Here is a 20,372-nt window from a genome sequence, read left to right as displayed (position 1 = left end):
AAGGGCATTGTCGGGAGGAAGACGAATTGCGTACAATTAAAGTAGGTTCTAGAAGAAGTAAGCTTGCAATTACACAAACAAAATGGGTCATTCAAAAGCTGTCTGAACTAAACCCTTCTTATTCTTTTGAAATAAAAGAGATTGTGACAAAGGGTGATCAAATTTTAGATGTAACCTTATCAAAGGTTGGCGGAAAAGGACTGTTTGTCAAAGAAATTGAACAGGCGATGCTGAATCACGACATCGATATGGCAGTTCACAGTATGAAGGATATGCCGGCTGCTCTTCCTGAAGGATTAGTCATTGGCTGTATTCCTGAACGTGAAGATGTAAGGGACGCTCTTATTTCGAAGGATCATCTGCATCTACATGAGCTGCCGAAGGGGGCAATTGTGGGAACAAGCAGCTTACGGCGTAGTGCCCAGCTTCTTCAGGAAAGACCAGATCTGAACATCAAATGGATTCGAGGAAACATTGATACACGATTGGAAAAGCTGAAAAATGAAGAATATGATGCCATTATTTTAGCGGCTGCTGGTCTGTCCAGAATGGGCTGGAGTAAAGAGGTTGTGTCTGAATTTTTATCTCCTGAGACTTGTCTGCCCGCAGTTGGCCAAGGCGCTTTGTCAATTGAGTGCCGCGGAGATGATGAAGAGCTGTTGCAGCTCCTCGCTCAATTTACGAATGAATACACAAAGAAAACGGTTCTCGCTGAACGAGCCTTCCTCAAACAAATGGATGGCAGCTGTCAGGTGCCGATTGCTGGATATGCAACGATGAATGAGCGCGATGAAATTGAACTGACGGGTCTTGTGGCATCTGCTGATGGACATACGATTATTCGAGAAACAGTATCAGGCACTGACCCTGAGGCAATTGGAACAGCATGTGCGAAGCAGATGGCTGATAAGGGAGCAAAGGACTTAATCGACAAGGTGAAAAAGGATCTGTCATCCCAATGACCATAGGCCAATCGCTTCACGGACAGACGGTGCTTGTCACTCGAAATGAACGTCAAGCGGGTGTGTTTCAGCAGAAGATTGAAGAGCTGAACGGCCATGCTATTTTAACCTCTCTTATTCGGTTTGAGCCTACGCTCACAAATGAAAAAGCGCAGGCCTTTTTAAAAGACTTAGAAAATAGCCAATGGCTTGTTTTCACAAGTGTAAATGGTGCGTCTTTTTTTCTGAGCTACATAGAGGACCATCATTTACATAAAAGTTTATCCCATTTGAAAGTGGCTGCGGTAGGTGAGAAAACCTCTGCCTACCTTGAGCAGCACGGCTTGAAGGTGGATGTCGTACCAGAACGATTCATAGCGGAAGAGCTCGCTGATGCGCTGCTTGACCATGTGCAGCTAGGAGAGCGTGTGTTTGTAGCAAAAGGACACCTGTCTCGAGATGTCGTGAAGAAAACGCTTGTTCCACTTGGCATAGAAGTAAAGGAATGGATTTTATATGAAACGGTCAAGGATGAGGAAGGGATTGCCGCTCTTAAAACGGCAATGACGAAGCAATCATTTGATTTTATAACATTTACGAGCTCATCGACTGTCCATTCATTTATGCATGCCATGGAGGCAGATGCAGCGAATCTAGCTGCTTCTGACACTTGTTTTGTGACGATCGGTCCTCTAACAAAAGAGGCACTGCTTCAATACGGGATTTCTTCTGAAACCCCAGATACTTATACGATAGACGGAATGCTTGAATTGATGTGCCGTTTATCTGAAAGGAAGTTGAATAAATGATGAAATTTAACAGACACCGCAGACTGCGGACAAGCGCAGGAATGAGAGAATTAGTCAGAGAAACCTTTTTAAGACCATCTGATTTCATTTATCCGATCTTTTTTGTAGAGGGTGAAAATGTCCGAAAAGAAGTTTCTTCAATGCCGGGTGTTTATCACATTTCAGTGGACCTTGTAAAAGAAGAAGTCCAAGAGCTTGTCGACCTAGGTATCAAATCAATTATTGTATTTGGTGTTCCAGATCATAAAGACCATGTGGGCAGTGAGGCGTATCACGACCATGGCATTGTGCAAAGAGCGACGATTGAGATCAAAAAGCATTTCCCTGAGCTTGTGGTCATAGCAGACACTTGCTTATGCCAATATACAGATCATGGACATTGCGGAATTGTTGAAGATGGAGAAATTTTAAATGATGAATCACTTCAGCTATTAGCGAAAACCGCTGTTAGTCAAGCAAGCGCAGGTGCAGATATCATTGCTCCTTCTAATATGATGGATGGATTTGTTGTGGCCATTCGTGAGGCGCTTGATGAAGCTGGCTTTATTCATGTACCCGTCATGTCATATGCTGTGAAATATGCAAGTGCGTTTTATGGTCCGTTTCGTGACGCAGCGCATAGCACACCGCAGTTTGGAGATCGTAAAACATACCAAATGGACCCTGCAAACCGTTTAGAAGCATTAAGAGAAGCGCAATCTGACGTAGAAGAGGGAGCTGACTTCCTCATTGTGAAACCATCCCTTTCTTATTTAGATATTATGCGTGATGTGAAAAATGAATTTACACTCCCTGTTGTTGCTTACAATGTGAGCGGAGAATATGCAATGGTCAAAGCCGCTGCTCAAAATGGGTGGATTTCTGAAAAAGAGCTTGTTCTTGAAATGCTGACAAGCATGAAACGTGCAGGAGCAGAACTCATCATTACGTATCATGCAAAAGATGCAGCAAAATGGCTCTCAGAATAAAGAACGGATAGACAGGAGGACGTTGAAATGGGACGTAGCTATGAAAAATCAAAGCAAGCATTTGAAGAAGCACAGCATTTAATGCCTGGTGGTGTCAACAGCCCTGTGCGTGCATTTAAATCAGTGAACACAGATCCGATTTTTATGGAGTGGGGGAAAGGCGCCAAGATATATGATATTGATGGGAATGAATACATCGATTATGTCTTATCATGGGGGCCGCTTATTTTAGGGCATACGAATGACCGTGTGGTTGAAAGCATTCAGCGAGTTGCAGAAAAGGGGACAAGCTTTGGTGCTTCCACATTAGTTGAAAATGAATTAGCTAAGCTTGTATCAGAGCGGGTTCCTTCTATTGAAGTCATTCGTATGGTCAGCTCTGGTACAGAGGCAACGATGAGTGCACTTCGTCTAGCTCGAGGCTTTACAGGCAGAAATAAAATTGTGAAATTTGAAGGCTGCTATCATGGCCACGGGGATTCTTTGCTCATTAAAGCAGGTTCAGGCGTCGCAACGCTTGGGCTTCCAGATAGTCCAGGTGTACCTGAAGGGACTGCAAGCAATACGATCACAGTGCCTTATAATGATTTAGAAAGCATTCAAGTTGCATTTCAGGAGTTTGGGGACGATATTGCAGGAGTGATTGTGGAGCCGGTTGCAGGAAATATGGGCGTTGTCCCTCCGCAAGACGGTTTCTTACAAGGTCTGAGAGATATCACAGAGCAATACGGAGCCTTACTCATTTTTGATGAGGTCATGACCGGTTTCCGTGTGGATTATCACTGCGCGCAAGGCTACTTTGGCGTCACACCTGATCTGACGTGTCTTGGTAAAGTGATTGGTGGCGGTCTCCCGGTCGGTGCTTATGGCGGAAGAGCGGATATTATGAGACAAATTGCGCCAAGCGGTCCAATTTATCAAGCAGGAACGTTATCTGGTAACCCACTTGCGATGACAGCAGGCTTAGAAACCTTAAAACAGCTGACACCTGAGTCTTACGAAGAGTTTAGACGAAAAGGAGACCGGCTGGAAGAAGGTATTTCAAATGCGGCGAAAACACACGGAATTCCATTAACGTTTAACCGTGCGGGTTCGATGATTGGATTCTTCTTTACAGATGAAGAAGTGATCAATTATGACATAGCCAAAAATGCTGATCTCGCTTTATTTGCTGAATTTTACAAGGAAATGGCCGATCACGGTATCTTCCTTCCGCCTTCTCAATTCGAAGGACTGTTCCTGTCAACAGCCCATACAGATGAAGACATCGAATATACGATTGAGACAGTGGAAAAAGTATTTCAAAAACTACGTCGATAAACGAAAGCCGATATGGAGACATATCGGCTTTTGATCATGACACAAGGCTTGTTTTCAGCCTTTTGTCTTCTTTTCAGCGTGAATTGAAAACCTTTGAAGTCTAGGAAGGTCGAGCACTGGAGCGGAGCGAATTGATATTCGTGAGCACCTGCGCGCAGGACTGACAACGAATGCGAGGGTTTGTCTACACGCTGCGCCGATATGGAGACATATCGGCTTTTTTGTGTTGCTGAAAACCAATCATATTTTCACTGCCTCTCACATACATCTGTATTGACATCTAATTTTATTTTGAAGGATTAGATGAAAGGAGGACACCGACTTGTCTCAAAACAATCGATTACAGTTTTCAGTAGAAGAATCCATCTATTTCAAAAGCGGACAGGAAGTCAGTGAGCTGCTGTCTATTTCTCTCGATCCTGACATTCTCGTTCAAGAAGTGAATGATTATGTTTCGATTAGAGGTTCACTCGAGCTAACAGGAGAATACAACATAAATCAAGAGGAGCTATTGGGTGAATTGAGTTCCTATGCATCATACAGAGAAGCTGATGAGGTGAAGGTCAGAGAAGACGGGACAGCGGAGCTTCTGCATCAATTCCCAGTCGATATCACGATTCCTAAGAACAAAATCAGTCATTTAAATGATGTGTTTGTGTTTATTGATGCGTTTGATTACCAGCTGACAGAAAATCGTTTGCTCACCATTCAAGCTGATCTAGCGATTGAGGGTCTTTTAGACGAGGAAACGCCTCAAGCGACTGTAGAGGAGCCGTATGAATTTGTTCATCGTTCTGAAGAAGAATATGGCGACGTGACCTATGATTATCAGCTGCAACCAGAAGAAGAGGAACTAGAAGAACTGCAGGACAATGAACGTGAGATTGATGAGGAGCAGACTGTATTTCAGCATGACATGCGCGAAGAAGAAAAGCAGGAAGAAGAAATTGAGATAGAGCTGGTGAGTAGGGAAGAAGAGACCGAAGAACTGGAGGAATCGGAAGAACGTGAGGAAACGGAGAGCCAAGAAGAAGTGGCGCTTGGTTATCGCTCTTTGCCTGAAGCTCAAGTGCAAGAACCACCATTTTTTGAACCGCCTAAGCTCTTAGATGAGGAAGAACGTGAGGACACGTTTTTTGAGGTGGAAGTGAGAAAAGATCCGGAAATCGCCGAAAAGCAGGAAGAAACGGTTCAGCCGTATCCGGTATTTGAACAACCCGCTTATCACGTGGAAGAGGAAGAGGAGGAAGAGACGCAGGATGATACGTACCAGCTCGGACGGTTATATGAACGAGAAGCGCCAAAAGTATATGAGTCAGCTCAAGAAGAAGAGGCATTTGAAGAAGACGTGAGAGAAACGTCTGGCAGTGAGAATTCTCTTTATTTAACGAAGCTGTTCGCTAAGCAGGAGGAGGAAGATTTTTCTCGCATGAAAATATGTATAGTTCAGCAAGAAGATACGGTCGATCGTATTTGTGAGCGATATCAGTTGAATGTGCAGCAGCTCCTTCGAACGAATTCATTGTCGGTGGATGCAGAGCTTGAAGAAGGGCAGATTCTTTATATTCCTGAATATCAAAAAAGCAATGCATAGTATGAGATGATGGACCGAGAAAATGTGGTGAGAGAACGTGGATGAAATCCAATCTGTCCTATACGAATACGGGCTTGAAGCGGAATACATTGAACCTGTCAGTTCTGCTGTCGTCAAAGTATATACAAAACAGGGCGCATTTGCCTTAAAGCGAGTAAAAGCCAGTCGACATATGCAGTTTACAGAGCAAATGCTTGAACTAGAATCAAAGGGCTATCGCTCTTTTGTGCCGATTTATCGGACGAAGAGCGGTTCTTTTTTCTCAAGTCATCGTGAAAGCCAGTACGCATACTATCTGATGCCTTGGCTGACGAATGAAAAGAGAGAAGAGCAGGACGATAAACATGAATATTTATTTCAAGAGATTGCAAGACTTCATAAGCGGACCGAAGTGATGATGGATATCACAGAGCAAGAGATCGAAGCGCACTACACACAAATCAAGACCAAATGGGAAACAGAGAAAGACATGTATGAACGGTTCATAGAGCGGGCAGAGCAAACATGGTATATGTCGCCATTTGAACTGGCTGCTGCGATGTATTTTTCAGAGGCGATGTCTGCTAGCGAATTTGCTCTTGAACGACTAGAAGATTGGCATGAAGAAATGAAAGATAAAGAAACAACTCGTGTCGTGTTAAATCATGGGCAGCTGTCGATTCATCACTTTTTGTACAATGATGTGGGCACAGGACATTTCACCAATTTTGAGCGGTCTAAAAAAGCCGCCCCCATTTATGATCTTCTAACCTTTTACTTTCGGACGTTCAAAACCTATCCCACGTCGTGTCCTGAATGCACTTCCTTGTTTTATACGTATCAAAAAGGAAATCCTCTTCGGGAGGAAGAGCTTCATTTGTTTCTTAGTTACCTTGCTTATCCGCAAGGTCTGTTTGATACAGTGAAAACCTATGAAGCAGGCGGGCAGGATGAGATGGAAAGCTGTCAAGAGCTGTTAAGAGCATATTGGCAGATGAAAAATTCAGAGCCGACCGTCATGAAGATTCACGAGATTGAGCAGGCTAGACGGCTTGAAGAAGAACAAAGTGCCTCGTCATCAGCGGAATGACGAGGTTATTTTGTGTTCATAATGGCTGGTACATAAGAGCAAGCGTTTAAAACCAATCAAGGTGAAAGGCGCAGGCAAGAAAAATGAGAATACCTAGGATGAGGACGTCAAATGTCGTGGGGAAAATAATTGTACGAAACCCTTGAAATATCGCAATTGGGAGAACGACTTGGGAGGCGACTGCCCGAATTTGTCTTAGCCAGGGGGGAAGTGTATATGGATTGATCTTCTTCAAAGTAAACGCCCTCCTTTTTCATTTTGCTATTATCATATGGACAAAGAGGCAAAGGGTGCTTGTCCAATTTGTATAAAGAAGAAGAAAAGCGGAAAAGATGATTGACGAAAACAAAAGGCATTTAGTAATATTAATAAAAGATGAGTATAAGCTGATGAACGTGATATATTGTAAGCGTGGATCAGGAAGAGTACGAGCAAGACCCTAAAGAGAGGGAAACCAATAGCTGAAAGGTTTTCTAGGATGCACTTGTTTGGAAGGTCGCCTGTGAGCTTAATTTCTTGAAACATGTAGTAGAGAAATTCGGGAGATCCCCGTTATCCTTTAGAGAGTACGGGACACGTCTAAGTGTTTCGTGAAAAAAGGTGGTACCGCGAAAAAGCTTTTTCGTCCTTTTATAAGGATGAAAAGGCTTTTTTTATGTTTCATCAGCCGAAAAAATGTGGAGGTAACACAAATGGAAACAAATAATCAAGAAATGCCAACAAAGTACGATCCAAATGCGATTGAAAAAGACCGCTATACGTACTGGCTTGAAGGGAAATTCTTCGAAGCACAAAATGACAAAACGAAAGATCCATATACAGTCGTCATTCCTCCACCAAACGTGACAGGAAAATTACACTTAGGGCATGCTTGGGATTCAACCCTTCAAGACATCGTGACTCGTATGAAACGGATGCAGGGCTATGATGTTTTATGGCTGCCAGGAATGGACCATGCGGGTATTGCAACACAAGCAAAGGTAGAGGCAAAGCTTCGCGAAGAAGGCGTGAGCCGCTATGATCTCGGACGTGAAAAATTTGTAGAAGAAACGTGGAAATGGAAAGAAGAGTATGCCGATTTTATTCGCAGCCAGTGGGCGAAAATGGGTCTAGGTCTAGACTATTCGCGTGAGCGTTTTACATTAGATGAAGGCTTGAATAAAGCAGTCCGCCAAGTGTTTGTTCAATTGTATGAAAAAGGATTGATCTATCGCGGAGAATACATCATTAACTGGGACCCAGCAACAAAAACGGCCCTTTCTGATATTGAAGTCATCTACAAGGATGTGCAAGGTGCGTTTTATCACTTGAGATATCCGCTTGCAGATGGATCAGGTTCGATTGAAATTGCGACAACAAGACCTGAAACGATGCTGGGAGATACGGCAGTCGCTGTACATCCTGAAGATGAACGCTATCAGCATTTGATTGGGAAAACAGTTGTTTTACCAATTACAGGCCGAGAGATTCCAATCGTCGGGGATGACTATGTTGATATGGAATTTGGATCAGGAGCTGTAAAAATTACCCCGGCTCATGACCCGAATGACTTCGAGCTTGGAAACCGTCATAACCTAGAGCGCATTCTTGTGATGAATGAAGATGGCACAATGAATGGAAACGCACTTCAATACAAAGGAATGGACCGCTTCGAATGTCGTAAACAGCTTGTGAAAGATCTTCAAGATGAAGGCATTTTGTTCAAAATTGAGGACCACATGCATTCAGTTGGTCACAGTGAGCGCAGTGGCGCTGTAGTGGAGCCATATTTATCAACACAATGGTTTGTGAAAATGCAGCCGCTCGCAGATGAAGCCATCAATCTGCAAAAAGGTGATGAGCAAGTTCAATTTGTTCCAGACCGATTTGAAAAGACGTATTTACACTGGATGGAAAATATCCGTGACTGGTGTATTTCTCGTCAGCTATGGTGGGGACACCGCATCCCGGCTTGGTATCATAAAGAAACGAAGGAAGTATACGTGGGACTTGATGCGCCAGAAGATATTGAAAACTGGGAGCAAGATAACGATGTACTTGATACATGGTTTAGTTCAGCGCTTTGGCCTTTCTCTACAATGGGCTGGCCAGATGCAGAAAGTGAAGACTTCAAGCGCTACTACCCAACCAATCTGCTTGTAACAGGCTATGACATCATCTTCTTCTGGGTATCTCGTATGATCTTCCAAGGTCTTGAATTCACAGGAGAAAAACCGTTCAAAGATGTCCTCATTCATGGTCTTATTCGCGATGAACAAGGGCGTAAAATGAGTAAGTCACTTGGCAACGGAATTGATCCAATGGAGGTCATCGACAAGTACGGTGCGGATTCACTGAGATATTTCTTAGCGACTGGAAGCTCTCCAGGTCAAGATTTACGTTTTAGCTTTGAAAAGGTTGAATCCACTTGGAACTTTGCGAACAAAATTTGGAACGCATCCCGTTTTGCTCTCATGAATATGGATGGTTTAACGTATGATGAGCTTGATTTAACAGGAGAAAAATCAGTTGCTGATCAATGGATTTTAACACGACTAAATGAAACAATTGAAAGTGTCACACAGCTTGCTGACAAGTATGAATTCGGTGAAGTGGGCAGACATTTATACAACTTCATTTGGGATGATTTCTGTGATTGGTATATTGAGATGGCGAAGCTTCCGCTTTATGGAGAAGATGAAGCAGCGAAGAAAACGACTCGTTCGATCCTTGCGTATGTATTAGATCAAACGATGAGACTTCTACATCCGTTTATGCCGTTCTTAACAGAAGAAATCTGGCAGCATCTACCTCATGAAGGTGAGTCCATTACTGTAGCGGCATGGCCTGAAGTGAAGCCGGAGCTTTCCAACGAACAAGCTTCTGCTGATATGAAACTGCTTGTTGAACTGATTCGTTCTGTTCGTAACATTCGCAGTGAAGTCAACACACCAATGAGTAAACAAGTCGAGCTATATATCAAAGCATCCACATCTGATGTACAGGAACGTTTAGAGAAAAATCGTTCATATATTGAGCGCTTCACGAATCCAAGTGTGCTTGAAATTGGCACAGATGTCCCAGCTAGTGATAAAGCGATGACAGCTGTTATTTCTGGAGCAGAACTCATTCTGCCACTTGAAGGCTTAATCAATTTAGACGAAGAAATTGCCCGTCTGCAAAAAGAGCTTGATAAACTGACAAAAGAAGTGGAACGAGTTCAGAAAAAGCTTGGCAATGAAGGCTTTATGAAAAAAGCCCCTGAAAGTGTCGTAGAAGAAGAGCGTGCGAAAGAACGTGATTATGTCGCAAAACGCGAAGCTGTTCAAAAGCGTATTGAAGAGCTGAAAGCATAAGAAAAGACGGCTCCTAATGAATTGGAGTCGTCTTTTTTGAAAATTTCGTATGAAATGAGAGATGACATTGTTTACAACCTATCATGAAGCCATTGAGTGGATTCACAGTAGACTGGCCTTTGGTGTAAAACCGGGTCTTGAAAGAATGAAGTGGCTGATGAACAAACTAAGCCATCCGGAACAACGCATAAAAGCAGTCCATGTTGCGGGTACAAATGGAAAAGGTTCAACGATTGCGTTTACTCGTTCCATTTTACAAGCAGCAGGCTATTCAGTCGGCACCTTCACCTCTCCGTTTATCTTAACGTTCAATGAACGAATCAGCGTGAACGGAGCACCTATACAGGATGAAGAATGGCTGAGTTTGGTGAATAAAATCAAGCCTTTTGTTGATGAGTTAGATCAAACAGAGCTTGGCGCAGCAACAGAGTTTGAGATCATTACTGCATGTGCATTTGCTTATTTTGCCGATGTACAACAAGTAGACTTTGTCCTATTAGAGACAGGCCTTGGCGGAAGACTTGATTCAACAAATGTTGCCGCCCCTATCTTAACAGCGATTACGTCGATTGGTCATGATCATATGGCGATTTTAGGTGACACACTTGAACAAATTGCATCTGAAAAAGCAGGCATTATCAAAGTGGGTATTCCGATGATCACTGCTGTCCATCAACCGGAAGCTCTTGCGGTCATTCAAAACATCGCAAAAGAAAAAAAGGCGGAATGCATGTCATTACAAGAGACTTGTACCTTCAGTCATCAGCAGCCAACAGAAACAGGAGAACAATTTACGTTACGCACATCAAAAAGGCAGTATCCGCAGCTTGAAACAGGGTTAATCGGAACGCATCAACGGCAAAATGCTTCCCTTGCTGTTCTGCTCATTGAATGGCTCGAGCAAGAAGGCTATATTAGCGTGACAGAAGAGCAAGTATATGAAGGTATTCGGCATGCAGTTTGGGCTGGAAGATTTGAAAAAGTCAAAGACCATCCACCAGTTTATTTAGACGGCGCTCATAATGAAGAGGGAATTGACCGCTTAATTGAAACGGTACAAGCCCATTTTTCTAGTAAACAAGTACATATCTGTTTTAGTGCTTTAAAAGATAAGCCGTACAAGCAAATGATTCAAAAACTTGAAGCCGTTAGTTCTTCAATCCACTTTGTTTCATTTGATTTTCCAAGAGCTGAATCAGCGGAAAAGCTTTATGCATGCAGTCAGTTAGAGGCAAAATCGTATGATGATAACCCTCGTGCAGTACTTGAATGGATTCAGAAAAAGAGTGATGATCCTTCAGCGGTGATTCTTGTGACAGGCTCTCTTTATTTTATTTCAGATATACGAAATCGTATGATTGGGTAACGAAAAGACGCAAATGGCTTTGATGCCTTTTGCGTCTTTTTCTTTTTATATGTAGAAAAGGGGGAAAATCATATTTTCACTAGATGCTTAAGAAGGTGGGATCATGGTAAAATCCGGTCTATCTTATTCCCGGAAGGAGCTCCACATATGATTGAGATTTTTCTGTTTCTTGCAGGCATCACGATGGGATCGTTCTTTCATCTCGTTGGTGAAAGGCTACCGGTGAAGCGGTCTATTCTTATTCCACGCTCTCACTGCACAGCCTGTAAACAGCCGCTATCCCTACGCGAAATGATCCCGCTCGTTTCTTATCTTGTATGGAAGGGGGCTTGTAAACATTGCGGCATTCGTCTATCTTGGCTCTATCCAACGATTGAACTGCTGTCAGGCGGTCTTTTTTTGTTCATTTATAGGATCGCTGGTTTTTCGTTTGAAGGTCTTTTTCTTATGATTCTTTGTAGTTTATTCGTGATTGCTGTCGTGAGTGATCTTCTCTATATGAGGGTGCCGAACGAGCTGTTTCTCTTCTTTTTTCCTCTTTTCGCCATATACCGCACGCTGGAACCGCTTCTAATTTGGTGGGAAGGGACGGCTTCTCTCATTTTTTGCATTCTTTTGTTTTCTAGTCTAGATTATTTTAAGCCAAATAGTATGGGCGGAGCTGATATGAAGATGTTCAGTGTACTTGCATTTTGCTTTGGCTTCAAACCGTTCCTTCTCATGCTTTTTCTCTCATGTATCACTGGAATGGTTTATGCAAAGGTCTTTTCCTTTCGATTAAACGAGCCATTCCCTTTTGTTCCTTCGATCGCTATTTCTTTTTTGCTGTATCTCTGTGGTACTCCTGTCTTGTTTCAATTTGGCTAGTCGAAGGGATGAAAAAATTGGCGAACACTTTTTTGCTCTGCCGACAAAAGTCTTGTTCTTTTTTTTGATTGCTATGTTAAAGTGTGAAACAGAAAGAAGGACGGGTTAAATTCGCACTGATTCATTGGACAGAAAGGTCTTTCTTACAAACATGTCAGAAAGCGGGGAATGACAGTGAAAAAAAGGCAGGCAAAAAAACAAGGGCTAAAGGTCAATATTAATGGCAAGGAAGAAATGGTACATGAAGATGATCATCAGCCACCGAAACAGCAAGAAGATCAAGTGACGTTTTCGAATTGGGAAGAAAAGAGACATTCGGAACAGGAGACAGCCGCTTCTCAGGAAGATCCGTCTAAACCGAAAGAAGAAGATTTCCAGTGGGATGATGCGGCTGATCATATTTATCATTCTGATCCAAAAGTCGTCACCCCTTATCAAAAGAAAAAAAGCTCCTTTGATCAAAAGTTCGGTAAAAATCGTGGTCCTTTCAAGAGAGTGATGACAACAATTGTGTTTGCGGTCGTTCTTGGGACAGGTCTCGGGGTGTTTGCGCTTAGTTTAAGTAAAGATAGTACACCAAATCCTTCAGGTGGAGATATCAGTGTCTCGGCATCTGGATCTGGAAATCAATCATCGATGAAAGCCGGCGGGGATGCGCCGAAAGCAGGTACTACAGATGAATCAAAAGAGAACAAAGAAGAAAAAAGTGCCTCTGGCAGTTTATCAACCTTTGTTGTACAGGCTGGGAAATTCTCTTCTGAAAAAGGAGCAGATGACTTAGTTGGCAGTTTAAAAGATGCAGGATATGCAGGGAAAAAGATTTCCATGGATGATGGGTATTATGTTATTGCTGGACTTGCGACAGAGCAGGGGATGACAAGCGCTGTAGGGAAGAAATTGATTGATCAGCACTTTGAGGCATGGGGAGGAAAAGAGCTCTCATTTCAAGTGCCTGACGAGTTGACTAATTTAATAGAAAAGGCATCTGTATTATCATCCAAAGTGATTGCAGGCGATGAAGTGGATCAAAAGGAAGTGACGCAGCTAATTTCTGAGCTTGAAAGTGCCAAAACAGAGGACGCACCGGCTAAAAGCAGTTTGCTGAAAGCTGTTCAACTATTAAATGACCCAACTGCTGAAAACGGCTGGAAATCTCAGCAGGCATTACTTGATCAATTAAATACGTAAAATCATTTTTTAAGAAACGAAACTAGTCAAAAAATGACTAGTTTTTTTCTTTTGCATCCAACATAATGATGAAGGTACATGAAAAATGAATTTTCGTAAATTGTCGGTAAGATGTACATTTGCTAGGATGAATGTGTATCTTACTTCTTAGGCTAAACCCTGAAAGGATGAACAAACATGAACCAATTGATTCTCGCATCGCAGTCACCTAGAAGAAAAGAATTGCTTGATCTAGCAGGGTTTTCTTATGACATTCAAGCAAGTCATTTAAAAGAAGAAATAAATCGAAACCTTTCTCCTGCTGAGAACGTCCAATGGTTGGCAGAACAAAAAGCAAATGATATTCAAAGATTAAATCCCAAAGCTGTGGTCATTGGTGCAGATACAATTGTTGCAATTGACGGCAAATGTCTTGGGAAACCAAAAGATAAGAAAGAAGCAGCTTTCATGCTTCAATTATTATCAGGAAAGACACATCAAGTCTTGACGGGTGTCACGGTTCAGTCAGAGAATAGAAAAGAAACATTTTATGAACAGACAGAAGTGACATTTTGGACGCTGACTCAAAATGAAATAGACCGCTATATCGAAACGGGCGAACCCCTTGATAAAGCGGGAAGCTATGGCATTCAAGGGAAAGGCGCACTGTTTGTTCAAAAAATAGATGGTGATTATTTTTCCGTTGTCGGTCTACCTATTGCAAAAACAGTCAGAGTGCTTGAAACCTTTGGAATCACCCCTTTTTGAAGACAGGAAGGAATTCTAAAAGGAGTGGTCATCCTGAACGATTTCCCTATGCTGCTAAAGCATTTCCCTCATGATGAAAAACCGAGAGAACGTTTTATTAAATACGGGCCCAGCAGTTTGTCAAATCATGAACTTGTTGCGATCCTTCTAAGAACAGGCACAAAAAAAGAATCCGTTCTCCAAATTTCTGCAAGACTTCTGCAAACATTCGGTGGTCTTCGCTCTGTAAGAGAAGCCTCAATTGAAGAAATGTCGAAGATTCGAGGAGTTGGAAAGGCGAAGGCGATTTCTCTTTTAGCTGCTTTAGAACTCGGCACTAGATTACACCATCAAACGACGGATAACCGCTATGTGATCCGCACACCAGAAGACGGAGCGAACTTTGTGATGGAAGATATGAGGTTTTTGACACAGGAAAATTTCGTTTGCTTCAACTTGACATAAAACTAATAAAATTCTATATGAGTGATTATTATTTCACCTTCTTCTTTAATGAAAACAATATACTTGATTAGTTCTTGAACAATGCTTCTTTTTTCATCATTTGTTAGTACAGACCAATTTTCATTAAACATTGTTACAATCTCTTTCGCACGTTCAATGTCGATTTGTGAATTTGAGTAATCTGACGAATGAGATTCAGCTAATTCGATATGAGCGCTTTTAAGCGCTTCTTTTGTTTCATTCATTAATTGCTCAAATTCTTGGTCTGTCATTAAATCTAATGACCAGGCTTTTTGATATTTTTTTCTTTGTTTTTCTAAATTCATTATTTTTTGATGTACTTTTTCATAATCATTTTTTTTCTCATCGGGTATTGTTGGTTCGAGTTTTGGTGTTACATTTTGCATATATTTCACAAGTGCTTTTTCAAATTTTTTCTCACTACCCATAGGAGAAGATTGCCTCTTCAATACACAGGTTTGACACCTATAGTGATTATTTTCCACATACTTTTTGTCCTTTTTTCTGAAATACTTCGCTCTTTCACTAGCAAGCCGATTTCCACAAACTGAGCAAACTATTTTAGATTGAAAAATAAAGATGGAATAACTATCCCGTTTTTTAATAATCTTTCTTTCTTCCAGGATTTCTTGTATACGATCAAATTCAACTTTTGATATGTATCCTTCATGTGTATCTTCTATCATTTCATCATCCCAACGAAAAGAACCATACAAAACAGGATTTTTTAGGATTGTCAATATTGTTCCTACATGCCAACGGTAAGCCCTTTTAGGTGGAAGAATTCCCGAATTATCAAGGTAATCAGCAATCTTACGTATGGAATCTCCTTTTTTCACCTTGTCAATTATTTCTAGTAAAATTTCTCCTTGTTCAGGATTTTTAACAAGAGTTTTCCCCTTTTTAATAAAGCCGAATGGAGCCGGAGCGCTATATTCTCCTTGTCTTGCTTTTTCAGTTTGGCCCATCTTCACTCGTTCGCCTAAATTTTCTCTTTCCCATTGCGCCATTGCAGCAACTAGAGTTATAAATAGTCTGCCAGTTGCGGACCCCGTATCATAAACTTCTGTCGCAGAGCGAAAAACGGCATTATACTTATCAAAGTAATCTAATAAAGCATATAGATCACGCACGGAACGTGTTAAACGATCTAACCTATAAACTAGAACAGTATCAATAATCCCTTGTTCTATGTGTCTTAATAATAATTCTAGTGAAGGTCTATGTGTGTCTTTGGCTGATTTACCTTCATCGACATAAAATTTAAAACTTTCCCAACCTTGTGATACGCAATAGGCTTTTAATTTTTCTTTTTGGGCAGAAATAGAAAATCCTTCTTTAGCCTGTTCATCGGTTGATACTCTTACATAAATACCCACACTTTTTTTTCTTGAGTCTTCCATTTGAAATTACCTCCATTAAAAATAGAATATATGTTCGGTTTTTAGGTTAAAAAATTTTAGTTTTTTTGTAGGGTAACCATTCTTTAGGTACGTTGTGCATTAAAGCCACATCCGCGAGAGTATAGTTTGTGTTCTTATATTGCTCAAGCAAAGAATCAGGAAGAAGAAGCTCAACAGCAAAAGTGTTTGCTTCAACTTCTATTTTTTCTACCGATAAGAGGGTTTTTTCTCTCATGAAAGTTGTATTGGCATGAGTATGAAGTTGAGCATGTCCCAGTTCATGTCCACATGTAGCGCGTTTTTCATATGGCTTTAAATTTGAGTTAATAAATATATATCTGTTCCTTCTATCGTATTTATAAAACCCTCTTATTTCGTGATGTAAATCCCACTCATGAACATGAATATTTAATTGTTCAGCGAGTTCAAACGGATTGTTGGTTTTATACTTCTTTATTAGTGATTGCGCAGCTGACTTAATCAAAGAAGACTGACCCCCCTGTTAGTCTTTTTTTCTGTGTTTATGTGGAATGTATTTTTTGTTTATTCTTTGTGTTTGTCGAACAATATGTTCCATAGCTTCCATTAGTGACTCTATAGCTTCTTCGCTCATAGGTTCACCTGAAAAACTTAAACCATCGGTATTTTCCAGGTCTTTTTTTATAGCCTCCATACGTTTGGCAATATCTTTTTCATCACTTTCATTGTAGTTAGTAACTTCTTCATGTAGTAAGTTGTCTGTTTCTACGATTTCAGAAACATGAATATCTAATGCGTCTGCAATTGTTATTAGTGTTGCAAGGCTCGGGTTGTATCTATTTCTTTCTATATCTCCGAGGTATGAACGGGAAAGGTTAGCCTTATCTGCCAATTGTAATTGGGTTAACTTTTTTGCTTTCCTAAGCATCTTTATTCTTTCACCAACAGTCATCAAGTCAGTTACCTCCCACACAATACACAGCTTTCATGTACCAATATTCAATATTTAATATGAATCTAATTATAATGTCGTAATGTCGGAAATACAACGCTCTAAATGACGGAAATACAAGTCATTTAGAGCGAAATGACGGAAATACAAGATAAATGCTCTTTTTTTCTTGATATTGCTCTTATTTAAACGAATTTGGACTTTTACAAAATGACGTGAATACCATACAATTTGGTCATACCTTAACGGGAGGTGATTACATGCTGGACGGGAAAAAACTTGGAGCGTTAATTCAAAGTAAACGTAAAGAACAACACTTAAAACAAACAGAAATGGCGGAAGCGCTAGGCCTTTCTAGGACTTATCTTTCCGACATTGAAAACGGGAGATACCTTCCAAGTACAAAGACACTTTCGAAAATAGCAATTTTCATAAATTTAGATTTAAACATATTGAAAATGACGGAAATACAAGTGATCGAGGAGGGTGGACATGATAGAGCTACCAGCGCATGTAGAAGCAAGGCTTTATGAAATTTTCATGGAGTTATCGGTTCCGAGAATTCTAAAAAAAGAGGCTTTAGAGAAAGGAGAAAAAAACAATGACAATAGAAAAGGTAATTGAATTAGCCGCCTTTTTCGCTGAATTTGAACAAAAGATGATTCGAAAAAAACGAACTAAAGTAGCCAATTTTTCTAAGAAACAAATGATCAAATGGTGTCATGTTTATTTAAAAATGAAAGGAGCTCAATCATGAACTTGAATCACTTTTTAAAAATTGATCGTGAAAAGGCTGAAAGACTTATTAAATCACTTCACTTTCTTGTTGATGAGTTACTAAGCGATGCTGTCACCGATCAAGATTTTGAAGGATGTATAGAGATTGCAGGGTCAATTGTTTCAAATTGCGAGGAACTTAAAAGAATGCATCGGTCTGAACAAGTTGTGCAGCTACATGAAATTGCGAATCAATTTTTAAGTAAAGGTTTAAATGTCTCAACTATAAAGAGGCCGACATATGAATCTTGAGCATCCGGTCATTACTGAAATACTTCGCAATGGATATCCAAAAGAGTATCAACAGTATGACCAAGAGCATGGCGATGACACCGAGGAAGAAGATGAATAAAAAAAGCCCACACGGCAATGTGGACTAATTAAACAAAAGCAATTCCATTTTAAATGGAAGTATCAACAAAAGCAAATAAAGGAAGGTGCAATATGAATCCTTTGCAAGACTTTGAACTTAATGAAATTAGTGAACAGCCTGGCAACCGTCCACAATTTGAGATTAATGATATGAACAGCTTGAATTGGGCTTTTCGTAAAATTGCTGCTCTCAAGTCACAAGAAAAAGAAATCAAAGCACTGGCAGCCACAGAAAAGCAGCGTATTGAAGAATGGGAAAGCAAGGAACTGAAACCGATTGAAGACAATCTAGCATTCTTTGAAAATTTGGTGGGTGTCTATCATACAAAGCAGCTGCAGGAAGACCCGAAGGCAAAAACTCTTTCAACGCCTTACGGGAAATCTAAAAGCCGTGCAATTAAAGAACAGCCTAAAGCAGTCGATGAAGCTCAACTTCTCGAGCATGTGAAAAAAGCTGGCCTGAATGAACTAATCAAAGAAGACATCAAATGGGGCGACTTCAAAAAATCTTTATCTATTAAAGAAATTGACGGTAAGAAAGTTGTAATTGACGAAAACGGACAAGCTGTCCCAGGGGTAGAGGTAGAACCTGCCTCAATCAACTTCAAGGTGGAGGTATAAGCTATGTTTCAAGTAACAGACGCGCAGCGTCAAAAGGAAAAAGCAATTGTGGGATTTATCGGTCCGAGTGGTTCCGGTAAAACAGCCGGAGCGCTGCTTGTAGCTTACGGAATGATGAGAGAAGCATATCCGAAAGCAAGTGATGAGGAAATTTGGTCTAAGATCGGCGTTGTTGATACCGAGCACCGTCGTGCAAAACTATACGCTAATTTACAATTTGATGAAATTCGTATAGGCAGCTTTAAGCATATTGATTTTACGCCGCCTTACACAACAGAACGTTATCAAATGGCCGTTGAGGCAATTAAGAACGCAGGGGCCGAGGTGGTTGTAATTGATTCGCTTTCCCACAACTGGCAGGGGGAAGGTGGAATTGTGGAAACACATGGCAGCATGTCCGGAAACTCTTTTCAGAACTGGGGCAAACTTGCGCCGGAAACAACCAAGCTAATCAAGACTTTGACACAAAATAATGTTCATATCCTGGCAACAATGAGAACAAAAACAGAGTATGTTGTCGAGCCCGATAACAACGGGAAAATGGCCCCTCGTAAGGTTGGGACCAAACCAGTACAAAAAGATGAAATGGAATATGAATTTATGCTTAATTTCACTATTAGCATTGATCATATGGCCGAAACGTCTAAGGATAATACACGAATGTTTGAGGGTTCTTCCTTAAAGTTAAATCCTGATGTTGGCCGCAAACTTTATAAATGGCTTGAGCTTGGAATTGATGTAAAAGCAGAGGAAGAAACCGAAAGAATCGGCTTAATTACTCATATTAAAACTTTGATTGAAGGTAACGAGAAGGCAGCTCAAATGATTGAAGAATTTCAGATTAAAGCGAATCAGAAATTGGATCAATGGAATGTCAAACTTGCTAAAGCTGCTATTGAGAGATTAAACGACGTTTTTGAAGTCTTGGGAGGTGATCAAGTTGAAAAATGATACAAAGCTCGAGACGATTCGAAAACGGGCAGACATAGCAGATGTCCCCTGGTTAATTTCAGAGATTGATAGATTAAACAGTGGCATAGACAGCGTAATTTATGATTTGCGAAATGAAGACACTAGCGACCCTTATGTATTGGACCAAGTAACTCAAAATCTTGTAACCGTTCTGAACGGTAAATAAAAAAATTGGAGGAATTAAATATGTTTACAGTAGACCACAGCAAAGGTGATACATTTGAACCAATTAAACCAGGAGAATATGAAGCAACAGTGATGCATTTTGAAGAAAAAACAGCAGCGTCAGGCAATAAGCGACTTGTCGTAGATTATGAAATTCGTTCAGATGTTGAGCAGCCATGTCAGGGGCAGAAAATTTTATATGATAACTTCACGGTTACAGAAAACGCTATGTGGAGATTCCACCAGGCATCAAAAGCCGCAGGTTTCCCCAACGGAATGAAATTTAAAGATCATATCGAATGGGCGAATGCTTTCTTAAATAAACCAGTTCGTCTAGTGGTCGGAGAAAGAGAGCATAACGGGAAAACATATCCCGAAGTCAAAGGGTTTAAATTGTCCGAAGCATCGGCCCCTAATGCTGATCAAGTTAATATCAGTGACGACGATGTACCTTTTTGATCA

Annotated in this window: 22 protein-coding genes, 1 pseudogene and 1 other annotated feature; of the genes and pseudogenes, 19 read left to right on the top strand and 4 right to left on the bottom strand. The window is 40.9% G+C overall.

All coding sequences use genetic code 11. From position 1 onward, the window contains the following. The first annotated feature begins 26 nt into the window (after nt 1-26). The 6 genes from hemC (at nt 27) to ysxE (ending at nt 6,701) form a co-directional block, all read left to right on the top strand. Nucleotides 27-962 (top strand): hydroxymethylbilane synthase, encoded by a 936-nt coding sequence (gene hemC / locus NKR21_RS13940; RefSeq protein WP_012010778.1) that lies wholly within the window; start codon nt 27-29, stop codon nt 960-962. Then, complete coding sequence (locus tag NKR21_RS13935) at nt 959-1,750, top strand: uroporphyrinogen-III synthase (RefSeq protein ID WP_088002237.1); 792 nt, start codon at nt 959-961, stop codon at nt 1,748-1,750. The genes hemC and NKR21_RS13935 overlap by 4 nt, the downstream gene beginning before the upstream one ends. Continuing rightward, entirely contained in the window at nt 1,747-2,718 is a 972-nt protein-coding gene (gene hemB / locus NKR21_RS13930; RefSeq protein WP_144455721.1) for a porphobilinogen synthase, read from the top strand. The genes NKR21_RS13935 and hemB overlap by 4 nt, the downstream gene beginning before the upstream one ends. A gap of 27 nt (nt 2,719-2,745) precedes the next feature. Next, entirely contained in the window at nt 2,746-4,038 is a 1,293-nt protein-coding gene (gene hemL / locus NKR21_RS13925) for a glutamate-1-semialdehyde 2,1-aminomutase (protein WP_144455723.1), read from the top strand. Between the two features lie 322 nt (nt 4,039-4,360). Next, nucleotides 4,361-5,632 carry a LysM peptidoglycan-binding domain-containing protein gene (locus NKR21_RS13920; RefSeq protein WP_144455725.1) on the top strand — a complete coding sequence of 424 codons (1,272 nt, stop codon included), beginning with the start codon at nt 4,361-4,363 and terminating at the stop codon, nt 5,630-5,632. Nucleotides 5,633-5,669: 37 nt separating this feature from the next. Then, nucleotides 5,670-6,701 carry a spore coat protein YsxE gene (gene ysxE / locus NKR21_RS13915; RefSeq protein ID WP_144455727.1) on the top strand — a complete coding sequence of 344 codons (1,032 nt, stop codon included), beginning with the start codon at nt 5,670-5,672 and terminating at the stop codon, nt 6,699-6,701. A gap of 46 nt (nt 6,702-6,747) precedes the next feature. On the opposite strand, the gene NKR21_RS13910 is transcribed toward ysxE, so the two are convergent. Beyond that, nucleotides 6,748-6,936: a hypothetical protein gene (locus NKR21_RS13910; protein WP_003216497.1), complete on the bottom strand. Its 189-nt coding sequence runs from the start codon at nt 6,934-6,936 to the stop codon at nt 6,748-6,750. A 168-nt stretch (nt 6,937-7,104) separates the two neighbouring features. After that, nucleotides 7,105-7,334 (top strand) — a binding site (T-box leader). A 59-nt stretch (nt 7,335-7,393) separates the two neighbouring features. Between NKR21_RS13910 and NKR21_RS13905 the strand changes: the two genes are divergently transcribed. From NKR21_RS13905 to NKR21_RS13880, 6 genes and pseudogenes are all read left to right on the top strand, one after another. Then, nucleotides 7,394-10,036: a valine--tRNA ligase gene (locus NKR21_RS13905; protein WP_144455729.1), complete on the top strand. Its 2,643-nt coding sequence runs from the start codon at nt 7,394-7,396 to the stop codon at nt 10,034-10,036. A 67-nt stretch (nt 10,037-10,103) separates the two neighbouring features. Further along, nucleotides 10,104-11,402: a bifunctional folylpolyglutamate synthase/dihydrofolate synthase gene (locus NKR21_RS13900; RefSeq protein WP_301287568.1), complete on the top strand. Its 1,299-nt coding sequence runs from the start codon at nt 10,104-10,106 to the stop codon at nt 11,400-11,402. A gap of 147 nt (nt 11,403-11,549) precedes the next feature. Further along, nucleotides 11,550-12,269, top strand: a complete 720-nt coding sequence (locus tag NKR21_RS13895) for a prepilin peptidase (RefSeq protein WP_088002222.1) — start codon at nt 11,550-11,552, stop codon at nt 12,267-12,269. 168 nt (nt 12,270-12,437) lie between these two features. Beyond that, nucleotides 12,438-13,457: an SPOR domain-containing protein gene (locus NKR21_RS13890; RefSeq protein ID WP_088002221.1), complete on the top strand. Its 1,020-nt coding sequence runs from the start codon at nt 12,438-12,440 to the stop codon at nt 13,455-13,457. 177 nt (nt 13,458-13,634) lie between these two features. Next, entirely contained in the window at nt 13,635-14,204 is a 570-nt protein-coding gene (locus tag NKR21_RS13885) for a Maf family protein (RefSeq protein ID WP_012010768.1), read from the top strand. A 48-nt stretch (nt 14,205-14,252) separates the two neighbouring features. Further along, nucleotides 14,253-14,642, top strand: a pseudogene (locus NKR21_RS13880) (UPF0758 domain-containing protein); the annotation flags it as partial. Between the two features lie 8 nt (nt 14,643-14,650). Here NKR21_RS13880 and NKR21_RS13875 read toward each other — a convergent pair. From NKR21_RS13875 to NKR21_RS13865, 3 genes are read right to left on the bottom strand one after another with little or no spacing between them, the layout of a single operon-like run. Next, nucleotides 14,651-16,072 carry a recombinase family protein gene (locus NKR21_RS13875; RefSeq protein WP_144468324.1) on the bottom strand — a complete coding sequence of 474 codons (1,422 nt, stop codon included), beginning with the start codon at nt 16,070-16,072 and terminating at the stop codon, nt 14,651-14,653. 46 nt (nt 16,073-16,118) lie between these two features. Beyond that, entirely contained in the window at nt 16,119-16,556 is a 438-nt protein-coding gene (locus NKR21_RS13870) for an ImmA/IrrE family metallo-endopeptidase (protein WP_144468323.1), read from the bottom strand. A gap of 18 nt (nt 16,557-16,574) precedes the next feature. Then, a complete protein-coding gene (locus NKR21_RS13865) occupies nt 16,575-17,003 on the bottom strand; it encodes a helix-turn-helix domain-containing protein (protein ID WP_144468322.1) in 429 nt (142 codons plus the stop codon). A 260-nt stretch (nt 17,004-17,263) separates the two neighbouring features. Here NKR21_RS13865 and NKR21_RS13860 point away from each other — a divergent pair, with 260 nt between their 5' ends. The 7 genes from NKR21_RS13860 to NKR21_RS13830 all read left to right on the top strand — a co-directional run bounded on the left by NKR21_RS13860 (nt 17,264) and on the right by NKR21_RS13830 (nt 20,369). Then, a complete protein-coding gene (locus NKR21_RS13860) occupies nt 17,264-17,536 on the top strand; it encodes a helix-turn-helix domain-containing protein (RefSeq protein WP_144468321.1) in 273 nt (90 codons plus the stop codon). Nucleotides 17,537-17,604: 68 nt separating this feature from the next. Beyond that, nucleotides 17,605-17,760 carry a hypothetical protein gene (locus NKR21_RS13855; protein ID WP_167364627.1) on the top strand — a complete coding sequence of 52 codons (156 nt, stop codon included), beginning with the start codon at nt 17,605-17,607 and terminating at the stop codon, nt 17,758-17,760. Beyond that, a complete protein-coding gene (locus tag NKR21_RS13850) occupies nt 17,757-18,032 on the top strand; it encodes a YqaH family protein (protein WP_216886145.1) in 276 nt (91 codons plus the stop codon). The genes NKR21_RS13855 and NKR21_RS13850 overlap by 4 nt, the downstream gene beginning before the upstream one ends. 192 nt (nt 18,033-18,224) lie before the next feature. Then, nucleotides 18,225-18,773, top strand: a complete 549-nt coding sequence (locus NKR21_RS13845; protein ID WP_135032654.1) for a host-nuclease inhibitor Gam family protein — start codon at nt 18,225-18,227, stop codon at nt 18,771-18,773. A gap of 3 nt (nt 18,774-18,776) precedes the next feature. Continuing rightward, nucleotides 18,777-19,724: an AAA family ATPase gene (locus tag NKR21_RS13840; RefSeq protein WP_144468320.1), complete on the top strand. Its 948-nt coding sequence runs from the start codon at nt 18,777-18,779 to the stop codon at nt 19,722-19,724. After that, a complete protein-coding gene (locus NKR21_RS13835; protein ID WP_144468319.1) occupies nt 19,714-19,911 on the top strand; it encodes a hypothetical protein in 198 nt (65 codons plus the stop codon). The genes NKR21_RS13840 and NKR21_RS13835 overlap by 11 nt, the downstream gene beginning before the upstream one ends. 20 nt (nt 19,912-19,931) lie before the next feature. After that, a complete protein-coding gene (locus NKR21_RS13830) occupies nt 19,932-20,369 on the top strand; it encodes a DUF669 domain-containing protein (RefSeq protein WP_144468318.1) in 438 nt (145 codons plus the stop codon). Nucleotides 20,370-20,372 lie beyond the last annotated feature (3 nt).

It is taken from the genome of Bacillus sp. 1735sda2, assembly GCF_024159245.1.
GTDB classification, from domain to species: Bacteria; Bacillota; Bacilli; order Bacillales; family Bacillaceae; genus Bacillus; species Bacillus pumilus_O.
Note: the sequence above shows the minus strand (reverse complement) of the source record. Positions and strands in the feature narration are given on the sequence as shown.